The organism is Candidatus Margulisiibacteriota bacterium, assembly GCA_041661965.1.
In the GTDB taxonomy this organism is placed as follows: Bacteria; Margulisbacteria; WOR-1; order O2-12-FULL-45-9; family XYB2-FULL-48-7; genus XYB2-FULL-45-9.
On record JBAZTH010000002.1, the window covers coordinates 162,079 to 178,182 of the forward strand.

At 52.8% G+C, this 16,104-nt stretch carries 13 protein-coding genes and 1 tRNA gene; 7 read left to right on the top strand and 7 right to left on the bottom strand.

All coding sequences use genetic code 11. The features are described 5' to 3' along the window. Window positions 1–2: 2 nt before the first annotated feature. From WC772_03580 to WC772_03595, 4 genes are read right to left on the bottom strand one after another with little or no spacing between them, the layout of a single operon-like run. Window positions 3–950, bottom strand: coding sequence for a hypothetical protein (locus WC772_03580; GenBank protein MFA6169835.1), 948 nt, complete (start codon window positions 948–950; stop codon window positions 3–5). A 10-nt stretch (window positions 951–960) separates the two neighbouring features. Then, window positions 961–3,378, bottom strand: a complete 2,418-nt coding sequence (gene lon, locus WC772_03585) for an endopeptidase La (protein ID MFA6169836.1) — start codon at window positions 3,376–3,378, stop codon at window positions 961–963. Further along, window positions 3,378–3,980 carry an ATP-dependent Clp endopeptidase proteolytic subunit ClpP gene (gene clpP / locus WC772_03590; protein ID MFA6169837.1) on the bottom strand — a complete coding sequence of 201 codons (603 nt, stop codon included), beginning with the start codon at window positions 3,978–3,980 and terminating at the stop codon, window positions 3,378–3,380. Before clpP ends, lon begins: the two co-directional genes overlap by 1 nt. Window positions 3,981–4,004: 24 nt before the next feature. Continuing rightward, a complete protein-coding gene (locus tag WC772_03595) occupies window positions 4,005–5,039 on the bottom strand; it encodes a trigger factor (protein ID MFA6169838.1) in 1,035 nt (344 codons plus the stop codon). A 99-nt stretch (window positions 5,040–5,138) separates the two neighbouring features. Between WC772_03595 and WC772_03600 the strand changes: the two genes are divergently transcribed. Continuing rightward, a complete protein-coding gene (locus WC772_03600; GenBank protein MFA6169839.1) occupies window positions 5,139–6,917 on the top strand; it encodes a phosphoenolpyruvate carboxykinase (GTP) in 1,779 nt (592 codons plus the stop codon). 70 nt (window positions 6,918–6,987) lie between these two features. Here WC772_03600 and WC772_03605 read toward each other — a convergent pair whose 3' ends face one another. Next, the gene (locus WC772_03605) at window positions 6,988–7,464 is read right to left on the bottom strand and encodes a metal-dependent transcriptional regulator (GenBank protein MFA6169840.1); all 477 of its coding nucleotides are present in this window, start codon (window positions 7,462–7,464) and stop codon (window positions 6,988–6,990) included. Window positions 7,465–7,649: 185 nt separating this feature from the next. Between WC772_03605 and WC772_03610 the strand changes: the two genes are divergently transcribed. Beyond that, the gene (locus WC772_03610) at window positions 7,650–8,303 is read left to right on the top strand and encodes a DUF2271 domain-containing protein (GenBank protein ID MFA6169841.1); all 654 of its coding nucleotides are present in this window, start codon (window positions 7,650–7,652) and stop codon (window positions 8,301–8,303) included. A 91-nt stretch (window positions 8,304–8,394) separates the two neighbouring features. After that, on the top strand, window positions 8,395–10,029 hold the full coding sequence (locus tag WC772_03615; protein MFA6169842.1) for a hypothetical protein: 1,635 nt from the start codon (window positions 8,395–8,397) through the stop codon (window positions 10,027–10,029). 40 nt (window positions 10,030–10,069) lie between these two features. Here WC772_03615 and WC772_03620 read toward each other — a convergent pair whose 3' ends face one another. Together WC772_03620 and WC772_03625 are read right to left on the bottom strand one after the other, a co-directional pair. Then, on the bottom strand, window positions 10,070–11,359 hold the full coding sequence (locus tag WC772_03620) for a hypothetical protein (GenBank protein ID MFA6169843.1): 1,290 nt from the start codon (window positions 11,357–11,359) through the stop codon (window positions 10,070–10,072). 185 nt (window positions 11,360–11,544) lie between these two features. Beyond that, window positions 11,545–11,618 (bottom strand) — tRNA-Met (locus WC772_03625). Window positions 11,619–11,749: 131 nt separating this feature from the next. Here WC772_03625 and rpoN point away from each other — a divergent pair. The 4 genes from rpoN (at window position 11,750) to WC772_03645 (ending at window position 16,087) form a co-directional block, all read left to right on the top strand. Further along, a complete protein-coding gene (gene rpoN, locus WC772_03630; protein ID MFA6169844.1) occupies window positions 11,750–13,096 on the top strand; it encodes an RNA polymerase factor sigma-54 in 1,347 nt (448 codons plus the stop codon). Continuing rightward, window positions 13,093–14,439: a sigma-54 dependent transcriptional regulator gene (locus WC772_03635; protein MFA6169845.1), complete on the top strand. Its 1,347-nt coding sequence runs from the start codon at window positions 13,093–13,095 to the stop codon at window positions 14,437–14,439. Before rpoN ends, WC772_03635 begins: the two co-directional genes overlap by 4 nt. 114 nt (window positions 14,440–14,553) lie before the next feature. Continuing rightward, entirely contained in the window at window positions 14,554–14,904 is a 351-nt protein-coding gene (locus tag WC772_03640; protein MFA6169846.1) for a hypothetical protein, read from the top strand. Beyond that, the gene (locus WC772_03645; protein MFA6169847.1) at window positions 14,897–16,087 is read left to right on the top strand and encodes a response regulator; all 1,191 of its coding nucleotides are present in this window, start codon (window positions 14,897–14,899) and stop codon (window positions 16,085–16,087) included. Before WC772_03640 ends, WC772_03645 begins: the two co-directional genes overlap by 8 nt. Window positions 16,088–16,104 lie beyond the last annotated feature (17 nt).

Here is a 16,104-nt window from a genome sequence, read left to right on the forward strand (position 1 = left end):
CCTTATTTAATCGTTGATTCAACCTTGGTCGAAAGGTTAAGCGAATAGATCCCGCTCTGCGCTCCGGTCTTGCTGTAAACCACAATATCGCCGGTCGGGGCCATTCGCGGCAATTCACCTTTGAAATTCGCCATGATCTCCGACGTCGCCGGAGCGGCGGCATCGATGTCAACGACACAATAGCTACCACTAGCGATCCCGTAAACCTCGTTGGTGCTGACCGGCGAGAATTGCGGTTTCTCCAGGGTCGCTCCCGCCGGCAGATTGACCCGATTGGTCCCGTCGGAATTTATAACCGCCAAGTGCCTAACCCCGCCGTCGGCGTAAACAAAAGCGATCCGGTTGCCGTATTTCCAGGTCACGAAATCGACCCCGGCTTGGGCCACAACCGTGGTATCGGTCGCGCCGGTGTAGTCGTTCCAATTGCGGGTAACGACGCCGGTATCGTTGCAGAAAACCAGCTTGGTCCCGTCCGCCGACCAATCAAAGGAACGGATCCGGCTGGCGGCGGCAAAAACCATTTCCGCCCTGGTCAAGCCGGTCTGGCCGCTTGGCTTGATGTTCCGGATCGTGATCTTACCGAAGGAGGAACTTTGCAGATCCCCCATGAAAGCGACATAACTTAGGGTGGTCGCTGGCGAACAAGACATCGAGTAAGGGAGATCGCCGGTCGTGTCGAAAATAAAGGTCTCGCTCGCGCCGGTCGGGTCCATGGTCTTGACCGTTTCCGTGTAGGCCGAACTCAACTCCGAGCCGATAAAGTTCTTGTTGACGCTCTGCAGTCCGTAGATGTGAAGGATGTTCCCTTCGGCGGTAAAGCTCGGACTGTAATAGTAAGAGCGGGCCTCGTTCCGTTCGCCACAACCGGCCAAAAGCAAAATGCAAAATGAAAAAATGAAAAATGAAAAATGAAGGAAAGGGCCTTTTTTAACCTGCGAATAATTAAACATTTTTCCCTCCTTAAGCATACAGTTGCGGCGGCTGGCCGCCGGGTAAATAGCGATAGGGACGGTCGTTAAGCTCTTTGTTTGGCTTAAGCTTGCCGACCAAAGCGATCGCCAGGACCTCTTCCATCTCTTTGGCCAGGACGATATTCAGGTCGGTCGGGATCTCTTTCCTGATCTCGTCCAGATCGGGCTTGTTTTCCTTGGGGATTATAACATTCTTTATCCCGGCGCGTCGAGCGCCAAGCAGTTTTTCTTTCAAGCCGCCGATCGGCAGGACCTTCCCGCGCAAAGTAACCTCGCCGGTCATCGCCACGTCTTTGCGGACCGGCAGCCCGGTCAGGGCGGACACCAACGCGGTGGCAATGGTGATCCCGGCCGACGGCCCATCTTTGGGGACAGCACCTTCTGGAACGTGGATATGAATGTCGAATTTACGGTAGAAATTTTCGTCGAGGCCCAGGCTCTTGGCCCGGGAGCGGACATAGCTCATCGCCGCTTTGGCCGATTCCTGCATGACATCCCCCAGCTGGCCGGTCAGCGTCAGGGCCCCACGCCCGGTCATGGTCGTCACTTCGATCGGCGTAATGTCTCCGCCGGCTTCGGTCCAGACCAGCCCGGTCGCCGTCCCCACCTGGTCGGCTTCTTCCGCCAGCCCGAAATGATAGCGGACCGCGCCCAGATATTCCTGAAGCGACGCTTTGGTGATCACGAATTTCTGCTGTTTTTTATCCTTGACGATCTTGGTCGCGATCTTGCGCAGGACGGTCCCGATCTCCCGCTCCAGGTTCCTAACCCCCGCTTCTCGGGTGAAATCGCGGATGATCGTCAGCAAAGCCTCTTCTTTAAATTCAACCTGGTCATTTTTCAGGCCATGCTTTTCCATTTCGCGCGGCAGGAGATAGCCTTTGGCGATGCCGAGCTTTTCTTCCTCGGTGTAGCCGGACATTTCGATCACTTCCATCCGGTCCTGAAGCGGCCGGGGGATCGGATCGCGGGTGTTGGCGGTCGTAATAAAGAAAACATCGGAAAGGTCGAATTCCAACTCCAAATAATGGTCGGAAAATTCCTTGTTCATTTCCGGATCGAGGACTTCGAGCAAAGCGGCCGCCGGGTCACCCCGGTAATCGGTCCCCAGCTTATCGATCTCGTCGAGCAGGAAAACCGGATTATTAACTCCAGCCTTGTGAATGGATTGAATAATCCGGCCCGGCATTGAACCGACATAGGTCCGGCGGTGTCCCCTAACTTCCGCTTCGTCTCTCACCCCGCCCATCGCCACTCTGGTAAACTTGCGTCCCATGGCCGAAGCGATCGAGCGGGCGACCGAGGTTTTGCCGACCCCGGGCGGGCCGACGAGACAAAGGATCGTCCCCCCCATTTTTCCGGTCAGTTGCAGAACGGCAAAATATTCGAGGATCCGTTCTTTGACCTTTTCGAGGCCAAAATGTTCGGCGTTAAGGATCTTCTCAACCTCGCTAATGTCGATCTTTGACTTGGTCTTCTTTTTCCAGGGAAGTTCGACCAACCAATCGAGATAGGTCCTGATAACCGAAGCTTCGGCCGCCATCGGCGGCATCTGAATCAGGCGCTCCAGCTCCTTGTCGGCTTTTTCTTTCACGACCGCCGGCAATTTAGCGTCGGCGATCTTCTTCTTGTATTCGGCAATCTCCGGTTCCGACCCCCCTTCTTCCTCCCCCAGCTCTTCCTGGATCGCCCGGAGCTTTTCCTTCAGGTAATACTCTTTCTGGACCTTTTCGATCTGCTTGCGGACCTTTCCCTGAAGTTTTTTCTCGACGTTTAAGACCTCGATCTCTTTCTCCAAAATCTCGGTCAGCTTCTTCAGCCGCTTTTCCGCGGTCAGCGCTTCCAGGATCCCTTGTTTCTCTTCGACTTTCAAAGAGAGATAAGATGAGATCAGGTCGGCCAGACGACCCGGGTTTTCCACGTTAACGATCGACATCAGGGTTTCCGGCGGGATGCGGCGGTTAAGCTTCACGTATTCTTCGAATTGCTTGATCACGTTACGGACCAGAACTTCCGTTTCCGGCGTGATCTCATCCGGCTCCGGGATCCGGGAGATCATAACCCGAAAATATGGGGCTTCGGCGACGTACTTTTCGACCTTGACCCGGCAGATCCCTTCGACCAGGACTTTGGTCGTGCCGTCGGGAAGGGAGAGCATTTGGACGACTTCGGACAAGGTCCCGATGGTACAGAGGTCCTTGGGCCCCGGTTCTTCAACCTCTTCATTTTTTTGGGAAACGAAAACGACGACTTTTTCTTTAGAAAGGGTTTCTTCCAAGGCTTTAACTGATTTGCTCCGGCCGATAAAGAGCGGCACGATCATCTGTGGGAAGACGACCATATTCCGCAGAGGAATGAGCGGGAGTTCTTCCCGCCATTCGGCAAGTTTAGCCTTGTCCTGTGGCATTATTTAGTTTTAGCGGAAAGAATAACTTCGTCGATCAACCCGTACTTCACCGATTCCACGGCTCCCATGTAGAAATCACGGTCGGTATCTTTTTCGATCTTGGCCAGCGTTTGACCGGTGTTTTTCACCAGGATGTCGTTTAAGAGCTTTTTGATCCGAAGAAGTTCCTGGGTCTGGATCTCGATGTCGGTCGCCTGCCCCTGGGCGCCGCCGAGCGGCTGGTGGATCATGATCCGGGCGTTGGGCAAAGCAAAGCGTTTCCCTTTAGTCCCGGAACAAAGAAGCAAGGCCCCCATTGACGCGGCTTGCCCGACGCAGATCGTCGAGACCGGGCATTTGAGGAAATTGATCGTATCGTAGATCGCCAGGCCCGCCGTCACGACTCCGCCCGGGGAATTGATGTAGATGTTGACGTCTTTGTTGGAATCTTCGGCCGCGAGGAAAAGAAGCTGGGCAATGATAATGTTAGCGATATCGTCATCGATCGGGCCGCCGATAAAAACGATTCGGTCTTTGAGCAGGCGGGAATAAATATCGTAAGCCCGCTCACCTTTCGGCGACTGCTCCACCACCATGGGAATTAATTGCGCGCGTTTCAGCATAATTACTCCTCTCTTTCCGACAAATTAAGCCGCTTTGATCTCGGCTTTTTCCACCAATAGATCCAGGGCCTTTTGCCGCAACAGGTACTCTTCCATGAAGCCGCGGCGGCCGCTCTCGTTAAAGTTCTTCTCCAGCAGGTCAACCGGCTGGCCGGTCTCCACCGAGATCTGGTTCAATTCTTTCTTAATATCCTCATTGCTGACCTTCAGCTCTTCTTTTTCGGCGACCGCTTTAAGGACAACCTTCCCTTTGACTCGCCCTTCGGCCGCTTTGCGCATCTCCTGGCGGAGTCCGTCCATCTGCTTCTTGGTCCCCTTCAGATAGTCGTCAACCGTCAGATTGCTTTGGGAAAGGGAGCCGGCCAGCTCATCGAGCATAACGTCGATTTCGCGCTCGATCATTCCGCCCGGCAGTTCAACTTCCGCTTTAGAGATCGCTTCGGCGACCAGCTTGTTGCGCAGATCGGCTTCTACTTCCGCTTCTTTATCTTTAAGCATGGTGGCCTTAACTTCTTCTTTCAGTTCGGCCAAGGTGCCGAAGCTGCTGACCTTTTTGGCAAATTCGTCATCCAGAGTAAGGAGCTCTTTTTTTCCTTCGGCATTGGTCACGGCAAACCGCTCCTGAAGTCGGCCAAGGAGAGCGAGAATTTCTTCTTCGGTCACGGCGGCCGATTTCTTCTCCAGCTTCAAGCCCTGGTATTTGCCAAGTTTGACGGTAGGATAGACGTCGACGGTCAATTTAAAAATAAAGGGTTTCCCGTTTTCAAGCTGTTTGATCTCGACATTGGGATAGTCGACCGGTTCAAGCTTAGCTTCGGTAATGATCTTGGGATAGAGGTCGCCGATCAGGTCCTGGGCCGCCTGTTGTTCGACAGTTTGCCGATTGACCGATTGTTCCACCATTTTACGGGGCGCTTTGCCGGGACGGAACCCTTGGATCTTGATCTCGCGGCCGATTTCGTCATAAGCTTTCTCGACTGCGGCGTCAAATCTGGAGTATTCGGTCTCGACTTCGATCGCGACACTGTTGCCATTGCGGGAATTGTTAATTATTTTCATAACCTTGCAATTATACTACAAATGCCCTAAAAAAGGCAACTTCACGATGTGGATTTCTCCGTTGGCAGGGCTTCTTTTCTTTGCTATAATAACTAAACTATGACAAAACATAAAGTGTTGGCTAAATGGGTCAAAGAATGCGCCGATCTCTGTAGGCCGGACCGGATCGTTTGGATTGACGGTTCCGAAGCCGAAAAAGAACGGCTGGAGAAAGAAGCGACCAAAACCGGCGAATTGATCAAATTGAACCGGAAGAGGCTTCCTGGCTGTTTTTACCACCGTACCGCCAAGAACGATGTCGCCCGGACCGAACACCTAACTTTTATCTGCACTCCGACCAAGGAAGAGGCCGGACCAACCAATAACTGGATGTCGCCCAAGGACGCTTATAAAAAAGCCGGCGAATACTTTAAGGATTCCATGCGAGGCCGGACGATGTACGTCGTTCCCTTCTCTATGGGACCGGTCGGTTCCCCCTTCAGCAAGGTCGGGGTCGAACTGACCGACAGCATTTACGTCGTCCTGAATATGCGGATCATGACCCGGATGGGGAAAGCGGTCCTCGATTTCCTGGAAAAGACCAACGGTGATTTTACCCGCTGCTTACATGGTAAAGCCGAGCTCGATATCAACAAGCGATTGATCCTCCACTTCCCACAGGACAACACTATTTGGAGCGTCGGCTCCGGTTACGGCGGCAACGTCCTGCTCGGGAAAAAGTGCCTCTCGCTTCGGATCGGCAGCTACCTGGGCGAAAAAGAAGGCTGGATGGCCGAACATATGCTGATCATGGGAGTGGAAGATCCCTCCGGCCGGATCGACTACATCGCCGCCGCTTTCCCGAGCGCCTGCGGCAAAACCAACCTGGCGATGCTCATTCCGCCGCAAGGCTTGAAACGCAAAGGGTACCGGATCTGGACGGTCGGCGACGATATCGCCTGGATGCGGATCGATACCGACGGCCAACTCTGGGCGGTCAATCCGGAATACGGGCTTTTTGGCGTCGCGCCGGGGACCAATACCAAAACCAATCCGAACTTGATGTCGGCTATCCAGAAAAACACTATCTACACCAATGTTCTCCTGCGCAAGGACAAGACCGTTTGGTGGGAAGGCGGCGACGGACCGGTCCCGACCGACGGCTACGACTGGCAAGGCCATAAATGGAAACCGGGCCAGATCGACGAGAATCGGGAACCAGTCCTGGGCGCTCACCCTAACGCCCGCTTCACCGTTCCGACCCAGAACGTTTCTTCGATCAGCAACCGGATGGAACACCACCACGGTGTGCCAATTGCCGCGATCATCTTCGGCGGCCGCCGCAACCGGCTAGCCCCCCTGGTTTATGAATCTTTCAATTGGCAACACGGGGTTTTCGTCGGCGCGACTATGGCTTCCGAGCGGACCGCCGCCCAGGTCGGCAAGATCGGCGAAGTCCGCCGCGACCCGATGGCGATGCTCCCTTTCTGCGGCTACAACATGAGCGACTATTTCCGTCATTGGCTGGAGATGGGTAAAAAGATGACCACGCCACCGAAGATTTTCCACGTCAACTGGTTCCGCAAAGACGAAAAAGGGGCTTTCCTCTGGCCTGGTTACGGCGAGAACCTCCGGGTGCTGGAATGGATCATCAGCCGCTGTCGCGAAGAGATCGATGCCGAAAAGACCCCGATCGGCCACATTCCGCACGAAAACGACATCGACATGACCGGCTTGCGGATCCCGCGGGAGAATATGCATAAACTGCTCAACATCAACGAGAAAGATTGGCAGGCCGAAGCGGCCAGTCTGGACGATTTCTTGGCCTCCTTTGGCAAGAAGCTGCCGAAAGAATTGCGCAAGGAATTAACCGCTTTGAAGAAAAGACTAAGTAAGTAATATCTCAAAACAAAAAGGGAAACCTGCGACAAGATCGTCGCGGTTTCCCTTTTTTTAGCTTCTGTGTACTTTAGTTTTTGAAAATACCGAAGAACCGTCCGAGCCCGGCCTTCTGCCTGCTATCGATCACTTCGACCGGCACTTTCATCTCTTCACTTTCGGCGGCGCGGTGGACCCGGAAAGAACCGGACTGCATCCGCATTTTTTCCAGCGACTGCTGGCTGAAACCGAAGCCGATCCGGGCGGCATCTTCGCGGGCGGTCTGCTCGTCAACTTTCAGAACGTTGTGCAGAAAATTCATGATGATCTGGTTGCGCTCGGCAATCTCGGAGCCGAGCTCGCGACCCCGCTTGGTCAGGGTCACGGTCCCGTACTTTTCATGCGAGATCAGCTTGGAGGTTTTGAGTTTGGCCAAAGCTTCGGTCACGCTGGGCATTTTGATGCCGAGCCGGGCGGCAATATCCTTGATCCTGGCGCCGCCATTTTCCGTTTCGAGAGCAAGAATGGTTTCCAGATAGTTCTCCATGTTCGCCGATAGTTTTTTCATGACCCGCCTCCTGTTTAGGCCCCCCAAATTCACGGTCTTTTTTGGGGCCCAGATTATGCGCATAATAAACTCTGCCGGCAAAAATTGCAAGAGGTTTTTTTACGGCTTAGGAAATCCTTACCCGGCAAGTTAGGCTGGCAGTGGCGCGGGAGGAAATGCTATGATTCCCGGTGGAGGGATCAACCATGAAAAACTTGCTGACCGTCTTATTACTCGGTTCTTTTTGCCTGGCAACCGCCGCGTGGGGAGATGACCAACGCCTCGAAGTCAAAACCAATCTCAAGGCCAAAGGAAAAAGGATCCGCGTTCTGGTAGACAAAGGGCCGGCCTGGACCCATAAATACGGGTTTTTCTTTGTCGGGTTCGATCTCGGCCCGCAGGTTGCGATCTGGACCGAGGACACTTACGGCAATTACATCGAAACCCTTTATACCACCAAGTACCATGACGGACGGATGGAGGTCCTCCCCTACTGGTCGCATCGGACCGACCCGAAACATCCCGAACTGGTCGACGCCGTGACCGGCGCGACCCCCAAGACCGATTGGCTCTTAACTTCCCGGCTTAATAAGGAACAAGACACAATCATAGTCAAAGCGGAGCTGAATAATTCTTTCGATTACAACGAGTTCTTCACCAAAGACAATTCCGGGGTCAACGGCCAGCCGTCGGTCGTTTATTCGACCACCGTCGACATCTACAACCGGGAAAACCCTTACGTCATGAAACTGATCGGCAGCGGCAGTCCGAACGGCAGCGACGGGGCGCTTTCCGCCGAAGTCAACAAACTAACGACCGCCAAGGAGATCGCCAAGAAGATCACGGTTGAGATGTATTAAGCGAGCTACGAATTAGCGGCCAAGCTTCTTTAGACCGGCGGGCATTTAAATAAAGTGAAATATTCATTTATTTGCAAAGATAATTTCACATATGAGCACAGCTGCGCCTATAGGCGACTTTTGCCGTTTTAGCGCCACTCTTCGTCGGTTTTTAAGAACGGATAATCCGGGAGCGGCTTTATCCTCTGCCCACCCGATCACGCAAGCCGGACAATTAAAACTGCAGGTCAAGTTGGGCAACGGAGCGATCATGAAGCCGATTTGCGGATTAAGAGACTATCCCCGGCTTCACCTTCAGATATCCGAAGAACGGCTTGAAAACGGCGACGGCATTAAACTCCTTCGCGCCTGGGCATTGCGCAGAGAGGTCGGCGATAACTCCAAGGCCAGGCTTACTTATGCCCTCGCCTACCAGTGGGCCGGTTCGGGCTGGCAGATACTATCAGACCCGTATCCTCTGGCCGGCGCCAAAGATGTCCAGATCTCACGGTATAATTTGCGACGAACAGAAGAAGCCTTGCTTGTCGGAACGGGAGAGGCTCCATTTTATCGCTGGTGGTCGGTTTATCACAATCAAAAAAACAGAAAATCTTATATTTATTACAGTTGCTGTTTTGAAGATAACACGGTTAAGCGCCTGGAGATCAGCGGATTTAACGGCCATGCCCGGGTCATTTCAAGAATTGCGGAAGAAGACACGCTGCTCGTCGCATATTTTTATCAAACCCGGGCTGACGCGGAGGCTTCCACTGGCTGCATTAAAAAGGTCGCCCTGTCAGAAAAGAATCCGGTCGGCCCGGAAGACTTCACCGCCCCCAGATGGCTCCCGTTAAGAAAACCAAGGATCTTGGAAACAAGCAATTCGGCCTACTGCCAATCCATAAGACTACGAACCGAAATAATTGAGGGCTTTTTACATGCCAAGGCCGAGGATGGCGCTTTTTTAGATATCGATCCGCGCAAAGTGGATAAGACGGGGAGAATATCTTTCTTCCTTGACGGGAATGACATCAACATCCCCGGTCACGAAAATTTTATAGGGAAATTTTTGTTCGGCAGGATAAAAGTCATAGAGGGAGAAAAAAGAGTTTATTTTTGGCCTTCAAAAGAAGGGAGAGCGTTCAACCATCCCGCCATAGTCGCTGACGGCCACATCCTGGCCCGAAAAAACGCGCTGACCGGCGTTTGGGAAATCGTTCCCACTACCGTGGATACCGCCACGCTCCAAAAAAACAGGGCCGCCAGAGCGTATTCCAGATACTTGCTGGGGTCGGACAATCCCAGACCTTACGAGAGCTTTTGGCCGGTCAGAAAAAGAATGGCGGACGGAAAAGAAGCGGCTATAATCCATCGGTCGATCGAAAACCGCAAAGTTTTAATTCCCGTTCCGATAACTCTCCTGCCATGTGAAAACGGATTATACTCGATTACTCGAACCCTCAAGGGAGGATTTAAGTTTGTCGAATTCTGGAAAGATAAATCGGCTTATAATCGGCATGAAAAGCCGGTCAACACCAGGATAATCGCCTACAAGGACCAAACCGCCGGCAAGTGGCGCTCCTGTTGCGTCGCGCTCAACCCGATAAGCATCGCCAGATTCATAGGAGAGACCCATGCCCCCGAGGGAAACATTAAGGCGCTACTCGAAGACGAATATTTTTATCGCGACAAGTTTGTGTATTATCTTGACGCAATAAGAAAGATACTAAGGTCGCTTGGCTGGTAATAAAGTTAATAGCCGCATATAACAATTTCAGGCGCGCACGCTACGCGTCGGCCGCCAAAAGACTAGCCCTTAACGCTTTAGTCAATTTCAGATTGCCAGAAGTTTCTAATGCTTCCAACGTTTGCCGGATATAATCTTGATCTCGCCTCTTCAAAATGCCCAGTGCTTTAGCAATATCTTTATCGCCATATTCCTGGTGAGACACTTCTGGTGAGACTACATAGCTAACTTGATGCCAAGCGCATGACACATTATATTCATCATATTCTGTTTCTTCCCTCGTCCCTGTTTCTTCTGCTTTATCCACCACTTTCTTGGATTTCGGTATTACCACCTCGCACGACAAAATTCGCGCTAACGCTCTAGCGGTAGTTTTGGAATGCATCGCCAATTTTTCCAGAATTTCCCCATCACCCTGACAAGGGCTCGCAGCAGTAATTGTCGCTACAATTGTATCCATCTTCCCTGAAAACAAAGGATCATTTATTTGCGCTAAGGCGGTGGCTCGAACTTTGAGTTGCGTTTTTCCCCTAGCATTGGCTAAGACTCTCTCTAATGTTTTTTCTTGCCGCTGACTAAGTTGACGCCCGTTGCTCGCCTCAAATACCGCCTTATAATCTCCATTAAAACGGGCTAACTGATAAAGCCGCGTTGGAGCCCAAACCATTAATCTTCCCAAAGTTTCAAGTAAATAGACCGAACAGCCAACCACCCCACCAGCTATGGCAGCGCCGCCCATAAATATTACCGGATGGTCATTACAAAATGACTGGTCAAATAAGGAGACATGATGTTCAAGCTGGCTAACGGCCAAAGTATTAAGAAATCCGACAAAACCTGTTATCAAAGCACCGACTCCTCCCCAAGCGATGGCATGTTCAAGCTTAAAATCAAAGTTAACCCGGAGAATGTCTTCCTTTAAATTTTTCCAGGTAACCGGGAACTTTAGCTCTCCCCCATCAGTGCCCCTTACGGCAATTCCCTGCTCTGACAACTTGCTCCCCCAAATATGCAGTGGTTGTTTCAGCAAAGCTCTAAAAGTGCTCTTTAACGTTCCCGCATCAACTGGGCCATCAAGCGTTAGCTCGCCAAGAGAACCTTCGAGCCTTTGCCCCAGCCGGCCAGAGCCCTTAACCGTCGACCAATTTTGGGTCCGCTCGTTAAAATAAGTTAAAACTCCCCGCTCCGCCTTGACCTTCACCTTTTGTTCCTGCGATATAGCCGCCAAGGACCTGGCTACCCGACTAAGACCCATGGTCGGCGTTAATCTGTTCTTGCTCCGAACCGCCCAACTTAATTCCCCTTTTAAACTCACCGTTGCAATTGACATGTTGATTTTCTCCTCTTGTGCCTGGCCGCTTTTGGCGGACTTTCAGGCTCCGGCTGACATCTCATTGTCGACCTCCCCACGGTGATAATTTCACGTAGTTTTTCTGGGGGAAAGGAGAAGGGATCGTCCGCCTTGGTGAAAACCAAAAAAAAGGCCACGCTTAGCGTGACCTTATTAATTTAAACTAGCGGGGGTGGGATTTGAACCCACGACCTTCAGGTTATGAGCCTGACGAGCTACCGGGCTGCTCTACCCCGCGATAAACACCTAATGAGAAATCTGCTGTCCCGATGCCCCGACGCTTCGGTCGGGGATCGGGATCCCGACTTTCGCTTTCAGCGAAACGTCGGGACTCTACCCCGCGACACTTGATTCTGGTATAATTTTAGCATGATAAACCTGCAGCTGCAAGCCGACGTCAGAACAACGCTTGAGTTACTCCTTTCCCCCCGCATGCTACAAATGCTTAAGATCCTCAATCTCCCCTATCTCGAGCTGATCGAACACATCAACAAAGAAGCGGAAGAGAATGTCATGCTCGAGGTCGAACGGCAGGATGAATACCTGGAATTCCTCCGCTACCTGACTTCCGACGGCAAGATCAAGAAAGACGCCGACTTCAAGGAACTGCCGGGGTTGGAAAACTTCAGCCGCCAGGAAAAAACCCTGGAACAGCACCTGCTCGATCAGCTGGAAATCGAGGACGCGGAAGAACTGCACAAGAATATCGCCAAAGAGCTGATCGGCCACCTCAACGACAACGGCTATATTGAGGACTATCCCCGCCGTCGGGAAGAATTAATGAAGCAATATGATGTTTCCCGTCCAACGGTCGATAAGGTCCTAAAACTTGTTCAGGGCTTTGAGCCCGAAGGGGTCGGCGCCCGCGACCTGAAAGAGTGCCTTAAGCTCCAGATCGCCGCCCACGATTTCGAGAATGAACAGCTGGAAACGCTCTTATACGAGGCGGTCGACAAACACCTGGAAGATCTGGCCAATAAAAATTTCGCCGCCGTCGCCGCCGCGCTCGGGATCCCGGAGAGCGGCGCCGAAAACCTGGCCCAGTTCATCAAAGAAAACCTTAACCCCTACCCCGGCGCGACCTTTGGGAATGAGATCCGGCAGGTCATCCCCTCTTACGCGGTCGAGATCACCGACGAGGGAACGTTTAAGGTCATCAGCCTGGAAGAGCGCTACGGCCCGAGCATGCAAATCTCCCGCCAATACCTGAAAATGCTCGACGATCCAAAAACCGACGCCCAGACCAAGGCGTTCCTCCGGCAAAAGTTCCTGCGGGCCAAAAGCCTGATCGAAGATTTCGGCAAAAGAAGTGAAACTTTGAGCAAGATCGTTCGAAAGATTGTTGAGAAGCAGGAAGTCTTTTTGCGCCGGGGGATCCTGTGGCTCATCCCCCTCTCGCAAAAAAGCCTGGCTGATGAGTTCGGCCTCCACCCCTCGACAATCTCGCGGGCGGTGGCGGCAAAATATATTCAGACTCCGCAGGGCCTCTTCCAGCTGAAGTTTTTATGCCCGCGCGGCCCCAAAGGAATGACCGCCGCCCGGCTGAAAGCAATGCTGGCCGAGATCGTGGGGAGCGAAGATAAGACCGCGCCGCTGGCCGACCAGGAAATTACCCGCCTGATGAAGGAACGGGGGGCCAGGATCGACCGGCGAACCGTCGCTTATTACAGAAAGGAATTGAAGATTGCTCCGGCAAGCGATCGGGTGAAAAAATGAACTCGAAGATACTGGTGGTTGACGACGAAAAGAGCATGCGGGAATCGATGAAAATGCTGCTCGAAGGCCGCTACGAGCTGCACTTCGCCGCGTCCGGCCGCGACGCGATCGAGATCGTCAAAAAACACTCCATCGACCTGGTCCTTCTCGACATCCACCTCCCCGAGATCGACGGCATCGAAGTCCTCCGGATCATCAAGGGACTCGACGATTCGATCGAAGTGATCATGATCACCGCGGTCGTCATGGTCGGCAAAGCGGTCGAAGCGATCCGCAGCGGCGCCTACGACTACATCACCAAACCTTTCGATATCCAAGCGCTCCAGGAACAGGTGGAAAAGGTCCTGGAAAAAAGGTCCCTGGCCAAGGAAAATTATTCCCTTCGCACGATCATCGGCAAAGACCATCAGTTTGAAAAGATCGTCGGCAGCAGCGAAAAGATCAAGGAAATTTTCGGCGTCATCGAAGACGTCGCCCAGAGCAACGCCACCATCATCATCACCGGCGAATCCGGCACCGGCAAAGAGCTGGTCGCCCGGGCGATCCATAACCGGAGTCCCCGCAAAGACAAGCTTTTTGTCGCCGTCAATTGCGCCGCCATCCCGGAAAACCTGCTGGAGTCCGAACTTTTCGGCCATGAAGCGGGGTCGTTCACCGGCGCGGCGGAAAGACAGCTCGGCAAATTCGAGATCGCCAACGGCGGGACCATTTTTCTGGACGAGATCGGCAGTCTGCCGCTGGCCATGCAAGCCAAGCTCCTGCGCGCCATCCAGGAAAAAGAGATCGAACGGGTCGGCGGCCAAAAACCGATCCCGGTCGACGTCCGGCTCATCTCCGCCACCAATTCCGACCTGCGGGAAGAGATCAAGAACCGGAAGTTCCGCGAAGATCTGTATTACCGGCTCAACGTTATTCCGATCCATTTGCCGCCGCTCCGCGAACGCGAAGAAGACATTCCGCTCCTGGCCAACCATTTCTTGGCCAAATATAACCGTGAATTCGGCAAAAAGATCAGGGGGATCAAAAAAGAGGTTTTTCCTTTTCTTATTAACTACGACTGGCCGGGTAACGTTCGGGAATTAGAGAACCTGATCGAACGGCTCGTCGTTCTGACCAAAGAAGGGTACATCGAAGCCAAGAAGCTCCCGCACGAGATCAAAGGCGAAGAAGGTTGCGAGACCGGCTACAATGAAACAACCCTTTCCCGGGCGGTCAAAAAGTTTGAGATCGACTTCATTAAGCAGGCGCTGGAAAAAACCGGCGGCAAAAAAGGCCAGGCGGCCAAGATCCTTGGGATCCACCGCAATACGCTCCTCAACATTACCAAAAAACTGAAAATCTAATCGTTCTTGTGCATCGTCTCAATATTACGCCCACTATCTTGGGCAATTTCCCGCCCCTCAAATAAAATCAAGCGTGGCAATATAGTTGCTTAACTTAATGTGGAGGTGTTCAATATGAGTAACCTGGAAATGTTGGGATTACCGGAGAAAAAGCAGAACTGGAGCCCCGCTCGGGCCTTCCTCCCCTTGATCCTGGGACAAGAGACCGACCAGCTTGATAAAAAAGAGACTAAAAAGATCGAACTTTTTGAAAAAGGGTTGGAACAAAGTTTGAGTGCGGAAGACACGATCGAATCGGCGATCACCAAGATCGTCAAAGTCGCCCTGGCCGCCGAATATGGCCCGTCATTGGCCGCCGCCAAAAGCGCCGAACCGATGATCCGGACCATCACGCAGGCGATCTTAAGCAACGCCCAGCTTCGCAAGCAGGCGCTGATGATCATCGATCGTTTTGCCCATGTATAACATCCTGGTCATTGACGATGAGCTATCGATCAGGGAATCATTTTCCTTGATCCTGAAGGGAAAATACAACATTTTCCTGGCCGCTTCAGGCGAAGGGGCCCTCAAACTCGCCGCCGATAACAAGATCGACCTCGCCTACCTCGATTTCCGGATGCCGGGAATCAACGGCCTGGAAACTCTCAAGCGCCTGAAACAGATCGATCCCTCGCTCGAAGTCATCATGATCACTGCGGTCAACGATATGCAAAAAGCCGGCGAAGCGATCAAGCTTGGGGCAAACAATTACCTAATTAAGCCGTTTGACGTTGACGCCGTTCTTAAAATGACCGAACGGCTGCTACAGCGTAAAACCCTGATCAAAGAAGGGCTCGAAGTTCAAAAAGGGAACCAGCGACCGCTCCAATTAGTCGGCCAGAGTGAAAAGATCCTGACCGCCAACAAACAGATTGAAAAAGCGGCCGGAAGCACGGAACCGGTCTTGATCATCGGCGAAGCCGGGACCGAAAAAGAACCGGCCGCCAAGCTGATCCATCAGCAAAGCGCCCGGCAAAACTTCCCACTCTCCAGGATCAGCCTGACCCCGGAGATCGCGCCTAACCGCCTCCGGCAGCTCCTCCTTGGGGGTTCGTCCGGCTCCAACACGGTTGATCTGGAAAAAAAAGTCGGCCTGCTCGAAATTGCCAAGGACAGTTCGATCTTTATCAATAATTATGAGTTTTATCCGGCCGGGACCCCGCTGGGGAACGCCAGACTGATCGCCGCCAGCACTAAGCCGCTCAACAATTTCAAGGGGATCGTTATCAACCTGCCGCCGCTCCGGGAACGGCTGGCCGATATTCCCCTCCTGATCAATTACTATCTATCGCTCTTTAGCGGGCGTTACGGCCGGGAGATCCGGTCAGTCAGCCCGGAAGTCGAAGACCTGCTGACCAAATCCCAATGGCCCGGTAACACCAAAGAGCTGGAGCTGGTAATTGAACGGTTTTTTCTTTCCGGTGAGGCGGTCTCGCCGACGTATCTCGCTTTCGAGTATACGCTCGGCGGGACCGAAACCTTAGGCCGGGCTTATCTGGAATCGCTGGAAAAAGAATATCTGCGGCGAGTTTACGAGGAAGCGGGGAACGCGGAGCAGGCCGCGGCCGCGCTGAAAGTCCCGGTCGAAATGCTGGCCGCGAAATTATAAAAGAAACTGCCCGGAGC